14 protein-coding genes and 1 pseudogene are annotated in these 15340 nt (G+C 71.1%); 8 read left to right on the top strand and 7 right to left on the bottom strand.

Annotation, left to right across the window (positions count from 1 at the left end):
• Together DDF62_RS07760 and DDF62_RS07755 are read left to right on the top strand one after the other, a co-directional pair.
• Nucleotides 1–666, top strand: a pseudogene (locus tag DDF62_RS07760) (polar localization protein TipN); the annotation flags it as partial.
• Between the two features lie 7 nt (nt 667–673).
• Complete coding sequence (locus tag DDF62_RS07755) at nt 674–1234, top strand: sugar transferase (protein WP_116488599.1); 561 nt, start codon at nt 674–676, stop codon at nt 1232–1234.
• Here DDF62_RS07755 and DDF62_RS07750 read toward each other — a convergent pair.
• Complete coding sequence (locus DDF62_RS07750; RefSeq protein WP_116488590.1) at nt 1231–1539, bottom strand: hypothetical protein; 309 nt, start codon at nt 1537–1539, stop codon at nt 1231–1233. The two genes, DDF62_RS07755 and DDF62_RS07750, sit on opposite strands and share 4 nt — an antisense overlap.
• A 103-nt stretch (nt 1540–1642) precedes the next feature.
• Here DDF62_RS07750 and DDF62_RS07745 point away from each other — a divergent pair, with 103 nt between their 5' ends.
• Nucleotides 1643–2191, top strand: coding sequence for a hypothetical protein (locus tag DDF62_RS07745; RefSeq protein WP_116488589.1), 549 nt, complete (start codon nt 1643–1645; stop codon nt 2189–2191).
• 66 nt (nt 2192–2257) lie between these two features.
• Nucleotides 2258–2626 carry a PRC-barrel domain-containing protein gene (locus DDF62_RS07740; protein WP_208866839.1) on the top strand — a complete coding sequence of 123 codons (369 nt, stop codon included), beginning with the start codon at nt 2258–2260 and terminating at the stop codon, nt 2624–2626.
• Between the two features lie 48 nt (nt 2627–2674).
• Here DDF62_RS07740 and DDF62_RS07735 read toward each other — a convergent pair whose 3' ends face one another.
• On the bottom strand, nt 2675–4123 hold the full coding sequence (locus DDF62_RS07735) for a mannitol dehydrogenase family protein (RefSeq protein WP_116488588.1): 1449 nt from the start codon (nt 4121–4123) through the stop codon (nt 2675–2677).
• Between the two features lie 198 nt (nt 4124–4321).
• On the opposite strand from DDF62_RS07735, the gene DDF62_RS07730 reads away from it, so the two are divergent.
• Together DDF62_RS07730 and DDF62_RS07725 are read left to right on the top strand one after the other, a co-directional pair.
• On the top strand, nt 4322–4672 hold the full coding sequence (locus DDF62_RS07730; RefSeq protein WP_133244901.1) for a hypothetical protein: 351 nt from the start codon (nt 4322–4324) through the stop codon (nt 4670–4672).
• Between the two features lie 42 nt (nt 4673–4714).
• Nucleotides 4715–6316, top strand: a complete 1602-nt coding sequence (locus DDF62_RS07725; RefSeq protein WP_116488586.1) for an FAD-binding oxidoreductase — start codon at nt 4715–4717, stop codon at nt 6314–6316.
• 203 nt (nt 6317–6519) lie between these two features.
• Here the strand turns inward: DDF62_RS07725 and nadC are convergent, their stop codons facing one another.
• The 5 genes from nadC to DDF62_RS07700 form a co-directional block, all read right to left on the bottom strand.
• A complete protein-coding gene (nadC, locus tag DDF62_RS07720; RefSeq protein ID WP_116488597.1) occupies nt 6520–7365 on the bottom strand; it encodes a carboxylating nicotinate-nucleotide diphosphorylase in 846 nt (281 codons plus the stop codon).
• A gap of 14 nt (nt 7366–7379) precedes the next feature.
• Nucleotides 7380–8006, bottom strand: a complete 627-nt coding sequence (locus tag DDF62_RS07715) for a Uma2 family endonuclease (RefSeq protein WP_116488585.1) — start codon at nt 8004–8006, stop codon at nt 7380–7382.
• 29 nt (nt 8007–8035) lie between these two features.
• Nucleotides 8036–9550, bottom strand: a complete 1515-nt coding sequence (locus tag DDF62_RS07710) for an L-aspartate oxidase (RefSeq protein ID WP_116488596.1) — start codon at nt 9548–9550, stop codon at nt 8036–8038.
• A gap of 159 nt (nt 9551–9709) precedes the next feature.
• Nucleotides 9710–10795 carry a quinolinate synthase NadA gene (gene nadA / locus DDF62_RS07705; RefSeq protein WP_165832194.1) on the bottom strand — a complete coding sequence of 362 codons (1086 nt, stop codon included), beginning with the start codon at nt 10793–10795 and terminating at the stop codon, nt 9710–9712.
• 207 nt (nt 10796–11002) lie between these two features.
• The gene (locus DDF62_RS07700) at nt 11003–13396 is read right to left on the bottom strand and encodes a hybrid sensor histidine kinase/response regulator (protein ID WP_116488583.1); all 2394 of its coding nucleotides are present in this window, start codon (nt 13394–13396) and stop codon (nt 11003–11005) included.
• 78 nt (nt 13397–13474) lie between these two features.
• Between DDF62_RS07700 and DDF62_RS07695 the strand changes: the two genes are divergently transcribed.
• Nucleotides 13475–13951, top strand: a complete 477-nt coding sequence (locus tag DDF62_RS07695; RefSeq protein ID WP_116488582.1) for a Dps family protein — start codon at nt 13475–13477, stop codon at nt 13949–13951.
• 14 nt (nt 13952–13965) lie between these two features.
• Nucleotides 13966–15186 carry a cell wall hydrolase gene (locus tag DDF62_RS07690; RefSeq protein WP_116488581.1) on the top strand — a complete coding sequence of 407 codons (1221 nt, stop codon included), beginning with the start codon at nt 13966–13968 and terminating at the stop codon, nt 15184–15186.
• Nucleotides 15187–15340 lie beyond the last annotated feature (154 nt).

Raw genomic sequence — 15340 nt, 5'->3', positions numbered from 1 at the left:
CCTCAGGCCCCGCCGCCCCAGCAGCGCCAGGCGCCGCCGCCTCCGCCGCCGGTCCAGCCCGCGCCGCAGCCGCCGCGCGCCCAGACCCCGCCGCCGGCCTATCCCAACGACGACTTCGCGCCGCTGGAGCCGCCGCCGCGCCAGCGCCTGAAACTGACCCCGACGGCCACCGACGACGAGTTCCGCACCATGTTCGACGCCGCCGGCGGCCGCGGCGCGGCGCCGACCCCGCCCGAGCCCGCCCAGGACGAGGGCGGCTGGAGCTGGAAGAACCTGCTGGGCGACATGCAGGGCAGCTCGCCGGGCGACGCGGCCCTGGGCGAGAAGCTGGCCGGCGAGATACTGGCCATGGGCATCGATCCGTCGGCCCTGCTGCCGCGCGGCCGCATCGACGAGATCGCCGCCGCCATCCAGACCCACGACGACAACGGCGCCCGCGAGGTGGTCAAGAAGCTGGCTCCGGCCGCGATCCGCCGCCTGGTCCGCCGCCTGTTCTCGGACGCCACGCTGAAGGCCAACGCCGAGCGCTTCGTGCGCCGCTACGCCGGCATGGTGAGCGAAGCCGCCCAGCAGGACCGCGAGGGCTTCCTCGTGGCCGCGCTGCTGGCCTCGGAGGCCGGCCGCGCCTACCTGCTGCTCGACGCGGCCGCCAGCGACCTGGCCTGATCGCGTGCTGAAGCGCGCCTTCGACTTCGCCGCGGCGGCGGCGGGCCTTGCCGTGCTGGCCCTGCCCCTGGCCGTGGTGGCGGTGCTGGTCCGGGCCACCTCGCCGGGCCCTGCGGTCTACTGGTCGCAGCGGGTGGGACGGGGCAACCGCCTGTTTCCGATGCCGAAGTTCCGCACCATGCGGATCGACACCCCCGAGGTCGCCACCCACCTGCTGGACGATCCGCACCGCTGGCTGACGCCGGTCGGACCGTTCCTCCGCAAGACCAGCCTCGACGAGCTGCCGCAGCTGTGGAGCGTGCTGGTCGGCCACATGAGCCTGGTCGGCCCTCGCCCGGCGCTGTTCAACCAGGACGACCTCGTCGCCGCCCGCACCGCCGCCGGCGTCGACGCCCTGCGTCCCGGCGTCACCGGCTGGGCCCAGATCAACGGCCGCGACGAACTGGCTATCCCTGAGAAGGTGGCGCTGGACGCCGAGTACCTGGCCCGCGCCTCGTTCCTGTTCGACCTGAAGATCCTGCTGGGCACCGTCGCGCCCGTGGTGCTGGGCAAGGGCGTGCGGGCCTAACCTGGCAAGCGGTCCTGCAGGGCGTAGAAGCAGATCACGCCCAGCATCAACCAGACGCCCAGCGCCCAGTAGATCCGTCGCAGCCTGGCGGTCAGCGGGCCGCCCGGAAAGCGCCGCTCGTACTCGGCGGTGATGCGCATGCCTTCGATATTGGTATGCCAGCGTCGGCGGAAGCGAACGTCGAGTTGCGGGTCGGCCGCCAGCAGGGCGGCCGCCATGGCGTTGACGATCGCCCCGCCGCGCAGGGCGAGGCCGCCGCCGACGGCGCCCATGGCGAGAAATCCGAGGATGCCGAGAACCATCATGGCGACCGCAGGCTAGTCGGGAATTCGCGTCGAAGCGAGGCCGTGTCCGCTTGCGTCCGCATCACCTGTAGGCAAGGTTGCGCTTCGAGTGATGCGAGGGGGCATGGCGAAACATCTTTCGGGCGTTGCGCGCGCTGTCGCCCTGGCGGCGATCCTGTCTTCGACGGCCTGCGTCCGGCCGGCCGGACAGCCGGCTCTCGACGGGTTGCTGCGGTTCGAGAACGCCCTCGATTGCACGCCCGGCGCGGATCTGAAGCGGCTGATCGACAGCCTGCTGGTGTTCGAGGGCGAAGGGTCGGACGTGGCGGTGCGGCTTGGACGGCTGCAGGCGCCCGACGCCTATCGGGCGCGGATCGGCGCGCCGACGCTGGAGCGGAAGGGCGACGCCTACAGCGCCCGCATTCCGCTGGCCGGAACTTGGCGCGGGCTGAAGGTGCGCGACGTCTCGGTCGCCGGACTGCTGGAGAGCGAGGACCGCTGGTGGATCGGCTTCGACGCGCCGTGGAACGAAGTCGTGCGCGAGGCCAATGCGGCGGGTTTCCGGCTGGACCGTGAAGGGCGGCGGGTCGTGGAGGGCGAGGCCATGCATCTGGTCGTCGCCGTCGAGCGTGATCCGGCCGGCGGGGCGATCCTGGGCTGCACCCCCGGTTGATCCGGTCCTTGCGGAACGGCGCCGTGTACGGAGCGTTGGCTTCGGGCAACAACACGGAGACACGCCATGAAGCGGATCGCCCTGACCGCCGTCGCCTTCGCCCTTGCCGGCGGCGCGGCCTTCGCCCAATCGACCATCGCCCGCGACGAGACGCTCAGCGCCAAGGGCAGCTTCACCGTCGGCCAGATCGAGGACGCCGACGTCATCGACTCGGCCAACCGCAAGGCTGGCGAGGTCGAGCATGTGCTGCTGGACGCGGCCGGCAAGCCGACCGCCGTGGTCATCGAGATCGACCGCGTCGGTCCTGACAAGAAGGTGGTGGTGGCCCTGGCCGACGTCTCGGTCGCGCCCGAGCCGGGCGATCCGAACGACCACCTGGTGCGCACCAAGCTGACCAAGGACCAGCTGGCCAACCTGCCGGACTGGAAGCCGTAGATCTTCCCGTCATTCCCGCCACAGGGGCGGGAATGACAGGGGTATGATTCAGCCCAGCTCGCCGTAGGCCTTCTCGAGCGCCGCCACGAACCGCGCGTCGCCCGCCAGTCCGGCCGGGAACACCGCTTCCACCGCCAGGAAGGCGGCGACGTCGCCCCTGGCGTCGCCGGGCAGGGCCGCGACCACGGCCAGCAGGCGGTCGGCCAGCGGGTCGGTGACCGCTGCGCCCTCGGCGGCGCGCGTCTTCAGGAAATGGAACCAGGCGGCGATCGGCACGGCCAGGCGCTCGACGCTGCGGTCGGCCTCGAGCGCGTCCTTCACCGTGCCGAGGATGCGGAACGGCAGCTTCTGCGAGCCGTCCCAGGCGATCTGGCTGAGCAGGTGGCGGATCTCGGGATTGCGGAAGCGATCGAGGATGGCCTCGGCGTAGGCGGCCAGGTCCAGGCCGCGCGGGGCGGTCAGGGTCGGGATGATGTCCTTGGCCATCAGGTCGCGGGCCAGGGCCTCCAGCGCCGGATCGCCGACCGCCTCGAACACCGTCTCATGGCCCTTCAGCAGGCCGGCATAGGCCAGGGTCGAGTGCACGCCGTTCAAGAGGCGCAGCTTGGCCCGCTCGAAGCCGCGCACGTCGTCGGTCAGGGTGACGCCGACGCTGGCGAGATCGGGCGCGCCGTCGCCGAGCACGTCCTCGACCACCCACTGGGTGAAGGCCTCGCGCTGGATCGGCCAGGCGTCGGCAAGGCCCGTGGCGGCCTGCACGCGGGCGCGCAGGGCGTCGTCGGTGGCGGGCGTGATGCTGTCGACCATGGTGCGCGGGAAGGCGCCGTTCTGTTCGATCCAGGCCGCCAGGGCCGGGTCCACCGCTTCGGCGAAGGCCACGGTGGCCGCCTTCAGGCGCCAGCCGTTGTCGGCGAGGTTGTCGCAGGCCACCACGGCGTAGGGCGCAAGGCCGGCTTTGAGGCGGCGGCGTAGGCCCTCGACGATGTAGCCCACGGCGCTGACCGGCCGGCTGGGCTCGGCCAGGTCGTGGACGATGTCGGGGTGGGCGGTGTCCAGCTTGCCCTCGCCGGTCAGGGTGTAGCCCTTTTCGGTGACGGTCAGGGTGACCACGCGGGTCTGGGGCGCGGCCAGGCGGGCGAACACGGCCTCGGGATCTTCCGGGGCGACCAGCACCTCCAGGATCGAGCCGATGACCCGGAAGCTGGTCTCGTGGTCCAGTTGGGCCAGGGTGTAGAGGCCGTCCTGCGGCGAGAGCGCATCGCGCACGCCGGGGCTTTTCAGCGAGACCGCGCAGACGCCCCAGCGCGGGTCCTTGGCCAGCAGCTGGTCGAAATAGAAGGCCTGGTGGGCGCGATGGAAGGCCCCGGGACCGAAGTGGACGACGCCGATCTCCACCTTGTCGCGTTCATAGGCCGGCAGGGCCACGCCGGGCAGGGCGGCGGGGAAGCTGGTGGCCGAAAGGCGCAGGGCCTGGCTGGCGGCGGTGTCGGTGGTCACGGGGGCGCCTCGGTAATGATCCGGCGGGTCTTGAAGCCCGCCCGAGCGTCTAGATGAGCCAGGAAGACACCGGTGGCAATGGTGGTTTCGCAAAGACTTTCCGCTACGGCGCCCGCCGGTCGGGAAACCCGCCCGGCGTTATAATTTTCACATAAAGCCGATGCGTGCATCGCCACCCTGGCTGGATAGGGGAAGAGCATGCGTACGATTCTGACGATTTTGGCGGTGCTGGCCTTGAGCGCCTGCGGTCGGGTGCAGGCCGATACGCCCGCGGCCCAGCGCGAGGCGGTGACCAAGGCCTGCCTGGACGGCGAGCTGGAGGCCTTCGGGCTGAAGCTCGACCGCGTGGGCTGCGCCTGCGCGTCCAACGTCCTGCAGGCCCAGCTGTCGCCCAAGGCGATGACGGCGCTGGAGGACCATGCCCGCGGTCGCGAGAAAGGTTTCAGCGCGGCTCTGGCCGGGCTGAGCGGCGACGAGAAACTGATGCTGGACCCCGAGCGTCCGGCCGGCGCGCCGGACCTGCGCAAGGTGGCGGCCGACTGCCTCTGATCGAGCGATCAGGACCAACCAGACAACAGAGTGGGGGAGACGATGCAGACCAAGCGCTATTTCGCCAGCCGGCGTGACTTCCTGGCCGCGGGCGGCTTCCTGGCGGCCAGCGCCGCCCTGGCGCCGCAGACGGCCCTGGCCCTGTCGCCGCGCGTGGCGGCCCTGCCGCCGACGCCCGCGCCCGGCGGGCCGCCGGAGGCCCGCTGGGCGCAGCTGTCCAAGGCGCTGTCGGGGCGGTTGCTGCGCCTGGGCGACGCCGACTACCAGGTGATCGCCCTGCCCAACAACCTGCGCTACGCTCACACCCTGCCACAGGGCGTGGCCCGCTGCGCCTCGGCCGACGAGGTCGGCTTCGCCGTCCGCTGGGCGCGCGAGAACAACATCCGGCCGATCATCCGCGGCGGCGGCCATTCCTATGCCGGCTATTCGGTCACCGACGGCCTGCTGATCGAGACCAGCCTGATCAACTACGCGCGCTACGACCGGACGACCGGCGTCGCCCGGTTCGGGGCCGGGGCCCGCAACCGCGACCTCTACCGCCTGCTACGCGCCGAGGACCGCGCGGTGACCCACGGCCGCTGTCCGTCGGTGGGCGCGGCCGGCTTCCTGCTGGGCGGCGGGATCGGCTTCAACATGCGCGCCCATGGCATGGCTTGCGACCAGCTGGTCGAGAGCAAGATCGTGCTGGCCGACGGCGCCCAGCGCAGGCTCCTGGCCAAGGCGCCCGACCCCCGCGACGCCGACCTGTTCTGGGCCTGCCAGGGCGGCGGCGGCGGCAATTTCGGCGTCAGCACCGAGTTCGCCCTCCAGACCTTCGACGTGAAGGGCAAGGTCGTCACCGTCTTCGACCTTTCCTGGAGCCGCACGCCGGAGATCCGTCCCCGCGTCTCGGTCGAGGCGCTGGGCGCGATGCTGATGGAGGCGCTGAACGCCGCGCCAGGCAAGCTGGGTTCGCGCGTGTCGTTCGGGGCGATCACGCCGCTGCAATACAAGGCCGGCTACGACGTGCCGATCAGCGTGCTGGGCCAGTACGCCGGCCCGCGCGACGAGCTGCTGAAGATCCTCAAGCCCGTGCTCGACGCGGCCGCGCCCACCGGCGGGGCGGGCATCAACGAGCTGCCCTATTGGGCCGCGCAGGACTTCCTGCACGAGGACGGCTTCGCCACCTTCTACCAGGAGCGTTCGGGCTTCGTCAGGAACCCGAAGTTCGGCCTGGAGGACCTCGCCCTGGGCTTCAAGCATCTGCGCCAGTGGCCGGGCGTCAACGGCTACTGCGACCTGCGCTTTTTCCAGACCGGCGGGGCGATCAATGCGCCCAAGCCGACCGACACCGCCTTCGTGCACCGCGACAGCCACTGGCTGATGGTGGTGGGCCTCTATTGGAGCGAAGGCGACAGCCACAACAAGATCCTGCTCGACGCCAACCGCGTCTGGCAGGACGAGTTCTACGCCGCCATGTGGCCGCGCGCCGGCGGCGGGGCCTACCAGAACTTCGCCGACCCCTCGCTGTCGCACGATCCCAAGCGCGCCGACTACTTCGCCACGGCCTATTACGGCGAGAACCTCGACAGGCTGAAGGCCATCAAGGCCAAGGCCGACCCCGACCGGGTGTTCAACTTCAACCAGGCGATCCCGCGGCCTTGAGGGCCGTACTCAGTTGCCTAGACTCTACAAAGGTCGTCGTCCCGGCCGGAGGCCCGCGTAGCGGGCCGCAGAGCCGGGACCCAGGGGCCACCGGCAGTGCGTCGGCCCCTGGGTCCCGGATAAGCACTTCGCGCTTTCCGGGATGACGATTGATGGGTCATTGATTCTAAAGGATTTTCTCTCCAGGCAATTGAGCCCGGATCCTAAGGGGGCGCGTCCAGGCCGATGTCGAGCACGGGGGCAGAGTGGGTGAGGGCGCCGACGCTGATCACGTCGACACCGGTCTGCGCGATCGCGCGCACGGTCGTCAGGTTGACCCCGCCCGAGGCCTCCAGCACCGCCCGGCCCTTGGCCAGCGACACGGCGGTCTTCAGGTCGTCGAGGCTGAAATTGTCGAGCATGACCACGTCGGGACCGTGCTTCAGCGCGTCTTCCAACTGGTCCAGCCCGTCGACCTCGACCTCGACCTTGACCAGGTGCCCGGCGAAGGCGCGGGCCCGGCGGACGGCTTCGCCCACCCCGCCACAGGCGGCGACGTGGTTGTCCTTGATCAGGATGGCGTCGTCGAGGCCGAAGCGGTGATTGACCCCGCCGCCGCAGCGCACGGCGTACTTCTCCAGCGCCCGCAGGCCGGGCGTGGTCTTGCGGGTGTCGACGATGGTCGCAAGCGTTCCCTCGACGAGGCGCACATAGGCCCGGGTCAGGGTGGCGATGCCCGACAGGCGCCCCAGCAGGTTCAGACCCGTGCGCTCGGCGGCCAGCACGGCGCGGGCGTTGCCCTCGGCGCGGGCCAGCACGGTTCCCGGCGCGGCGTCGGCGCCGTCGGGCGTGACCACCTCGAAGGTCGCGCTCGGATCGAGGGCGGCCAGCGACAGGCGGGCGCACGACAGGCCCGCGACCCGCCCGTCCTGGCGGCTGGCGAACACCACCGAAAGCCGGGCGTCGGGATCGATGCAGGCCAGGCCCGTGATGTCGCCGGCCCGGCCCAGATCCTCGGCCAGGGAGAGATCGACGATGGGGCGGATCAGGAGGTCGGGCAGCGGCTCGATACGGGGAGGGACGGTCAAAATACGCTCTTCAGGGCAATGTCGGCGTCGGGAGCGAACAGCGGCGAGACGCTGTCGTCGGGGTTAAGGATCTGGCGCTCGGTCCACTCGCCCTCGAATGGACGGCGGAAGACGTGAAGCTGGGCGTGCTTGACGTCGATCACCCAGTATTCGGCGATCCCGGCGGCGGCGTAGGCGCGGCTCTTGGAGCCGAGGTCGCGCTTGAGGGTGGCCAGCGAAGACTCGATGACCAGGAACACCTGGTCGGCGCGCATGAAGAAGCCTTCGGCGTCGCGGGCGATCACCGCGCCGTCCGGGTCGAAGGCCGAGATATCGGAAACGCGGACCGTACCGCCGTTGAGCACTTCGTAGCGGTCGGTCAGGCCCAACCGCCAGAGGGCCAGGTTTAGCGCGAGCGACAGACGGGCGGCGGTCCGCGCATGGGGCAGCGATTCCGACGACATCCGCACCAGCCTTCCGTCTTCGAGTTCCACGCGGGTGGCGTCGTCGCGATCGAAAATTCCGGCCCGGAGCATGGTCTCCAGGTCGTCGACGGTCAGCAGGAACTCGGTCACGCCCTGCTCGGCGAAGCCTTCGGCCGCGCCGTCGAAAGGGCTGTCAGATGGACCGAGGTTGGTGCTCATGGTCGCGTCTCCGTTCCCCTTACGTACCACTACTCGGCGGCGTGGCGCAAACCGGCCTGGACCGGGTCGAGGGTGACGAAGGTGCGGGCGGGGACGGCTTGTTCGGGGAAGTCCGACCGATAGTGACCGCCCCGGCTTTCCTGGCGGGCCAGGGCGGCGTCGACGATCAGGCGGGCGGCGACCAGGGGCGGGCACGGGCCGTGGGCGGCTTCCAGCGCGACGATCTCGCCTTGCAGGCGGGCAAGGCCCGCCGCGTCGCGGATGACGCCGGCGTCGCGGCTCATGGCCTTGCGCAGGGCCTGGAAGGCTTCGTCCGGCAGGTCGGGGAGCGTCGCGAGCGAGACGGCCTCGCCGCCGGCCTCGCCCTCAAGCGCGGCCGCGCGGCCGGCGCGGGCGCCGAACACGGCCGCTTCCAGGAGGCTGTTGGAGGCCAGGCGGTTGGCGCCCTGCACGCCGGTGGAGGCGCATTCGCCGGCGGCATAGAGGCCCGGCAGGCTGGCGCGGCCGTCCAGGTCCGTCGCCACCCCGCCCATGTGATAGTGCACGGCCGGCACGACCGGGATCATCTCGCGGCGCGGGTCGACGCCGGCGCTCTGGCAGGCCTCGAACACGGCCGGGAACTCGTGGGGGAAATGGCCGCCCACCGCCGTCGTGGCGTCGAGGAACGCGCCGCGGCCGGCGGCGCGCTCGGCGTGGATGGCGCGGGCCACCACGTCGCGCGGGGCCAGCTCCCTGGCCGGGTGATAGTCGGCCATGAAGGCGCGGCCATCCGTATTGCGCAGGATCGAGCCTTCGCCGCGCAGGGCCTCGGTGGCCAGCGGCGCGGGATCCCTGCCGATGTCGATGGCCGTGGGGTGGAACTGGACGAACTCGGGATCGGCGATCTCGGCCCCGGCCAGGGCGGCCAGGCCCAGGCCCTCGCCGCGCACCTGGGTCGGGGTGGTGGTGACGGCGTAGAGGCCGCCGACGCCGCCGGTGGCCAGGACCACGGCCTTGGCGCGGACTTCCACGAGGTCGCCGCCGATCTCGGCCAGCACCCCGACCACGCGGCCGGTTTCGTCCTGGAGCAGGCCGCGGGCGCGGGCGTTCTCTCGCACCGTGATGGAGGGCGTGGCGCGCACGGTCGCGATGACGGCGGCCATGATCGCCGCGCCGGCCCCGTCGCCGCCGACACGGGCGACACGGGCCTTGGAGTGGGCGGCTTCGAGGCTGAGCACGAAATCGCCGTCCGGCTTGCGGTCGAACGGCGCGCCGATGGCGGCCAGGGCGCGGACGGCGGCGGGGCCCTCGCGGGTCAGCAGCGCCACGGCCTCGCCGTCGCACAGGCCCGCGCCGGCGGCGATGGTGTCGGCCGCGTGCAGCGACGGGGTGTCGTCGCCGGCCAGGGCGGCGGCCAGCCCGCCTTGCGCCCAGGCGCTGGAGCAGCCGGTCGCCAGCGGGGTCGGCGACAGCACCAGCGCCGTCTTCGCGGCGAGCGCCGCGCTGAGGCCGGCCAGGCCCGCGCCGAGGATGACAGGGCCGTCGAAAGTGATGCGGTCGACCATCTCATACTCCACTCCCTTCCCCCTCGATGGGGAAGGGCCGGGGATGGGGGTGAACACGGCGGTTCGACCATCCGAGAAAGACGAGGGGCGGGCGTTGCAGCGGACAGGCCGCGTCACCCCCATCCCCAACCCTTCCCCTCATCAGAGGGGGAAGGGAGCTTAGATCAGCTCCACGTCCACGTGGTGGCGGGCCTTGACGAGGTCGTAGCGGGCCGGCGTGGCGGGCGGCGGCAGATCGATCATCCGCTGCACGGCCTGGCGGGCGCGGTCGAGGACCTCGGCGTCGACCGTCACCTCGTACTGCTCGTGCACCAGGGCGTCGTAGATGTTCTGCAGCGTGATCCGCTTCATGTGCGGGCACATGTTGCAGGGGCCGATGAACTGGGTCCCGGGACTTTCGGCCTGCACGTTGCTGGCCATCGAGCACTCGGTGATCAGCACCACCTGCGCCGGCTTGCGGGCCGCCACGTAGTCGTTCATCGCCGCCGTCGAGCCGGCGAAGTCCGAGGCCTCGAGGATCTCGGCCGGGCATTCGGGGTGGGCCAGCACCTCGGCGCCGGGCCAGGCCGCGCGCATGTCGGCGATGTCCTGGGCGGTGAAGCGCTTGTGCACCTCGCAGTGGCCGGCCCAGGCGATGATCTTGACGTTCGTCTGGCGGGCGACGTTGCGGGCCAGGAACTCGTCGGGGATCAGGATGACCTTGTCGGTCCCCCATTCCTTGGCCGCCCATTCGACTACCTGCACGGCGTTGGCGCTGGTGCAGCAGATGTCGGTCTCGGCCTTCACGTCGGCGGTGGTGTTGACGTAGGTGACCACCGGCACGCCCGGATGGCGCTGCTTGATCAGCCGCACGTCCGCGCCCGTGATCGACGAGGCCAGCGAGCAGCCGGCCAGAAGGTCGGGGATCAGGATCTTCTTTTCGGGGCTCAGGACCTTGCTGGTCTCGGCCATGAAGTGCACGCCGGCCTGGACGATGATCTTGGCGTCCGACTTGGCGGCTTCCTTGGCCAGGGCCAGGCTGTCGCCCACGAAGTCGCCCACGCCGTGGAAGATGTCCGGCGTCATGTAGTTGTGGGCCAGGATGGCGGCGTTCTTCTCGCGCTTGATCCGGTTGATCTCCGAGATCAGCGGCGCCTGCAGACGCCATTCCATCGGGGTGACGTGGTGCTTGACCTTGTCCCAGACGGCGGCGGTTTCCGCCTCGATATCGGCGGTGAAGGCGAGGGGCGCGAAACCGTCGGCCATGTCGTCCTCTCTTATGCTCAAAGTGAGCATTTCCTGGGCCTCAAAAAACGCCGGACCAAGGTTGCGGCTCCGTCCGGCGTCGCGACTTATGCTGAAAATGAGCATAAGGGGCTATCCACATATAGCCGCTCGTTCCGGGAATGCAAAGCATGCGGACGAAAAATCCCTCGCGACCGTGCAAGGACGCCCTTTCGGTCCAAGGGCAGGTCAGTGCGGGCGGCGGGTTTCGAACGCCTGGTCTATGGCCCGCACGAGGGCGTCCAGCGCATAGGGCTTGCGCAGAAGCGGCCAGGGCGCGGCGCGGGCTTCCGCCAGCTCCTGGCCGGTGTAGCCCGAACTCAGCAGGATCGGCAGCTGCGGCCGCTCGGCCGACAGGATCGAGGCCAGGTCCACGCCGCTCTTGTCGCCGGGCATCATCACGTCGGTGAGCAGCAGGCCAAGGTCGGGATGGGCCCGGGCCATGCTCAGCGCCTCGTCGGCGTCGCCGGCCCGGCGCACATTGTGGCCCAGCTCGATCAGCATCGCCTCGACCAGGTCGCCGACCTCGGGGTCGTCCTCGGCCAGCAGCACCTCGACGCCCGGTCGCGGGGCGGGCGGGGCCACCGGCGCCGCCTGCAGGATCGCGCCCTCGTGGCTGGCCGGCAGCAGCAGCGACACCGTCGTGCCCTGGCCGGGCTTGGAGGCGATCTCGACCTCGCCGCCGCTCTGGCGCACGAAGCCGTAGACCTGCGACAGGCCAAGCCCCGTGCCCTTGCCCGAGGCCTTGGTGGTGAAGAACGGCTCGAAGGCGCGGGCGATGGTGGCCGCGTCCATGCCCTTGCCCTCGTCGCGCACCGAGACCCGCAGGTAGGCGCCGGGCTTGAGCTCGCCGCGCGGCTTGGCCAGCGTCTCGGGGCCGGACTCCACGACGATCGCGCCGCCCGGGGGGCTGGCGTCGCGGGCGTTGACCACCAGGTTCAGCAGGGCGGCCTCGAACTGGCCGGCGTCGATCCGCGCCGTACGCGTGCCCGAGCCCAGGCTGAGCTTCAGCGGCAGCACCTCGCCCACGGCCCGGCGCAGCAGGGCCTCGCTCTCGGCGATCAGGCGATCGACGCGGCAGATCTCGGGATTGAGCGGCTGGCGGCGGGCGAAGGCCAGCAGGTGCTGGGTCAGCTTCTCGCCGCGCCTGGCGGCCGACAGCGCCGCGTCGACCATCTTGTCGCGGCGGCGCGCGTCGTCGGGGTGGCGCTGCACGGCGTCCAGGGCGCCGATGACCACGGTCAGCAGGTTGTTGAAGTCGTGGGCCACGCCGCCGGTCAGCTGGCCGATGGCCTCCAGCTTCTGGGCCTGGCTCAGCGCGGCCTGGGCCAGGTCGCGCTCGGCGACGGCGGCGTCGACCTTGTCGGCCAGGAGCTCGTTCATGCCGGTCAGCTTGGCCTCGGCCTCCTTGGCGTCGCTGACGTCGAAGGCGATGCCGATGAAGCCGGCGAAGCTTCCCCCGGGGCCATAGCGCGGCTGCGAGAACGACTTCAGCCACCGCCACTGGCCATCGGGCCGTCGATAGCGCGCCTCCAGGCTGAACGGCTTGCGTGAGGCCTCGCCGGCGATCTGGGCCTTGAGGATGGTCGGCAGGTCCTCGGGATGGATGCGGGTGCGCCAGTCCAGGGTCAGGGCGTCGCGATAGTCGGCGCCGGCGAAGTCCACATAGGCGGCGTTGACGAACTCCCGAGAGCCGCCCATGCCGGTGATCCACATCAGGGCCGGGGCGCTGTCGGCCAGGGCGCGGAAGCGGGCCTCGCTCTCGCGCAGGCCTTCCTCGGCCTGGCGGCGCTTGGTGACCTCGAAATTGACGCCCAGCACGCGCACGGCCCGGCCCGCCGCGTCGCGTTCGATCCGGCCCAGGCCATGGATCCAGCGCTCGCCGTCCGGCCCGTCGACCAGCCGGTACTCGACCTCGTAGAGCGGCCCGCTCTTGATCGCCCGCCTGATCTCCTCCTGAACCCGGGGGCGGTCCTCGGGGTGCACCGCGGCGGCCACCCGCTCGAAATCCAGCGGCCCTTCCAGCGGCAGGCGCAGGTTGCGCCGCGCGGCCGGCGACAGCTGCAGGGCCCCGGTGGTCACGTCCCACTCCCAGGGGCCGACGCCGGCGGCGGCCTGGGTCACGTCCAGCCGCGTCTCGGCGTCCTGCTGGCGGCGACGGGCCTCGGCCAGGCCGATCACCGCCGCGCGCATGCCGTGGGCCACCGCCGTCGTCGCCGTGGCCGAGACCAGATACAGCACCATCGAGGCGGTCTGCGGCTCGCTCAGGGTGTCGGCGTAGCGACCGGCCCACAGCCACCAGCCCAGCGCGGCGCCGCTGGCGATCGGCACGAGCCCCCAGCGCCAGCCGGCGTACAGCGTCACCAGCACCATGGCCGGGAAGAAGGCCTGGGTCGCGCCCAGGGTCTGGTCGGGGCCCAGCAGGGCGAAGCGCATGCCCAGCGCCGCCAGCGTGGCCACGATCGCGGCCAGGGCCGCCCGCCAGAACGGCGGAGGAACCTCTGGTATGAGCCACGCGCTTAGCAGGGCGGACGCCGCAGGGCGCGGCGTCGGCGTGGGGGCGAGCGGATCGTTTTTGTTCATTCTTGCTCCGCGCTCATGAGCAGGCTTGCCAAGAGCATGGACACGCTTACCTAGGACACGCAACACGGGAGATCATGAATGGCGACCGCTCCGAACATCGGCATTTCGGCCAAGCAACGCGCTGACATCGCGCAGGGACTGAACAAGGTCCTGGCCGACAGCTATGCGCTCTACCTCAAGACGCACGGCTATCACTGGAATGTTCGCGGGCCCTACTTCCAGTCCCTGCACATCCTCCTGGAAGGCCAATACAACGAAGAATGGGCCGCTCTTGACCTGATCGCCGAGCGCATTCGCGCGCTGGGCGAGCTGGCCCCGCAGGGCTACGCCGCCTTCGGCAACCTCTCCAGCATCAAGGACGGCGACGCCGAAAAGGACTGGGAGGGCATGATCAAGGAACTCCTGGCCGACAACGAGACGGTGATCGCCACCCTGCGCGGCGCCATCGAGGCCCCGGACGAGGCGGGCGACGAAGCCACGGTCGACCTCTACACCCAGCGCCTGGCGGCCCACGAAAAGCACGCCTGGATGCTGCGCTCGACCCTGAGCAAGTAATCCGACCACCCCGCGTGCCGTCCTCAAGGCGACATCCGGGCAAGAAGGCCGCCGCGGCGCTGATCGCCGTCGGCGGCCTTTCTGCGTGCGCGACGGCCTACCACCTGCCGCGCCAGCACGGGCGCGCGGCGGGCCTGGCCAGCCAGGCCGGCGCGCTCTCCGACGCCGGCCTCGCGCGCTACACGGCCGACATGGACCCGGCGATGCTGGCCCTGGCCCGCCGCCACGATCCGCGTCCGCGCAAGGACTACTGGGGCCGGGTGAAGGGCTGGGAGGTGATCGACATCGCCACCATCCCGGTGCTCGGCGACGGCGTTCCAGGCTTCGAGGACGCGCGGCTGATCAACGGCTACCGCCTGCCCGCGGCCCTGCCGATCGAGGCGGCCCGGCCCTTCGTGCTGAAGACCTCGGGCGAGGAGCGGGCCAGGGCGCTGCACTGCCTGACCCAGGCGGTCTATTTCGAGGCCGGCTTCGAGGCGCCCGAGGGCCAGCAGGCCGTGGCCCAGACCGTGCTCAACCGCCTGCGCCATCCGGGGTATCCCAAGTCGATCTGCGGCGTGATCTACGAGGGCTCGCTGCGTAGCACCGGCTGCCAGTTCAGCTTCACCTGCGACGGCTCGCTGGAGAAGACCGTGGTCCCGACGATCTGGGACCGCGCCCAGGCCGTGGCCAAGAGGGCGCTGTCGGGCTTCGTGATGAAGGATGTGGGCGTGGCCACCCACTACCATGCCGACTACGTGGCCCCGTACTGGGCCCCGACCCTGGTCAAGCTGAAGCAGGTCGGCACGCACATCTTCTATCGCTGGACGGGGCCGTCGGGCACGCTGGCCGCCTTCAAGGGCCGCTACGCCGGTGGCGAGACGAAGATTTCGACCGCCACCCTGATGGGCGCCGACCCGCGCACGCTCGAGGCCGCGCCGCCCGCCGTCCTGGCCCAGAGCCTCGCCCAGGCCCTGGGCGGCCCCGCGCCGACCGCGGCCCTGAAGGACGCCAGGCTGGTGGTCATCCCCGACGCCACGGCGCCGGGCGGCGAGCGGATCAGGGTCGAGGGCAGCGTCGCGGGCCGCCGCATCGCCACCCCCGAAGAGATCGCCCGCATCAACAAGGCCCTGGAAGTGCTCCCCGAAGTCCAGGCCGAAGCCGCCGCCAAGCCCGTTCCGCCGCCGCCCGTCGAGGCGCCGCCGCCTGCGCCCAAGCCGAAGCCCAGGCCGCCCAACCTGCTGAATCCGCTCTGAAGATCCTCCCCCTGAAGGGGGAGGTGGCCCGAAGGGCCGGAGGGGGAAGTGCCTGGTGAGCTCAGTTCACCGGCCAGCGCCGCAGTCTCTTCCCCCTCAGTCGCTCCGCGACAGCTCCCCCTTCAGGGGGAGCATCTAAAGCAACGAACCTCCC

Source organism: Caulobacter radicis (assembly GCF_003094615.1).
GTDB classification, from domain to species: domain Bacteria; phylum Pseudomonadota; class Alphaproteobacteria; order Caulobacterales; family Caulobacteraceae; genus Caulobacter; species Caulobacter radicis.
Note: the sequence above shows the minus strand (reverse complement) of the source record. Positions and strands in the feature narration are given on the sequence as shown.

What these genes read in the sequence shown, in the direction of transcription:
- DDF62_RS07750 (WP_116488590.1), bottom strand. Translation starts at nt 1,539, where the DNA reads ATGATGGTTCTCGGCATCCTCGGATTTCTCGCCATGGGCGCCGTCGGC.
- DDF62_RS07745 (WP_116488589.1), top strand. Translation starts at nt 1,643, where the DNA reads ATGGCGAAACATCTTTCGGGCGTTGCGCGCGCTGTCGCCCTGGCGGCG.
- DDF62_RS07740 (WP_208866839.1), top strand. Translation starts at nt 2,258, where the DNA reads ATGAAGCGGATCGCCCTGACCGCCGTCGCCTTCGCCCTTGCCGGCGGC.
- DDF62_RS07730 (WP_133244901.1), top strand. Translation starts at nt 4,322, where the DNA reads ATGCGTACGATTCTGACGATTTTGGCGGTGCTGGCCTTGAGCGCCTGC.
- DDF62_RS07725 (WP_116488586.1), top strand. Translation starts at nt 4,715, where the DNA reads ATGCAGACCAAGCGCTATTTCGCCAGCCGGCGTGACTTCCTGGCCGCG.
- DDF62_RS07715 (WP_116488585.1), bottom strand. Translation starts at nt 8,006, where the DNA reads ATGAGCACCAACCTCGGTCCATCTGACAGCCCTTTCGACGGCGCGGCC.
- DDF62_RS07710 (WP_116488596.1), bottom strand. Translation starts at nt 9,550, where the DNA reads ATGGTCGACCGCATCACTTTCGACGGCCCTGTCATCCTCGGCGCGGGC.
- nadA (WP_165832194.1), bottom strand. Translation starts at nt 10,795, where the DNA reads ATGGCCGACGGTTTCGCGCCCCTCGCCTTCACCGCCGATATCGAGGCG.
- DDF62_RS07700 (WP_116488583.1), bottom strand. Translation starts at nt 13,396, where the DNA reads ATGAACAAAAACGATCCGCTCGCCCCCACGCCGACGCCGCGCCCTGCG.
- DDF62_RS07695 (WP_116488582.1), top strand. Translation starts at nt 13,475, where the DNA reads ATGGCGACCGCTCCGAACATCGGCATTTCGGCCAAGCAACGCGCTGAC.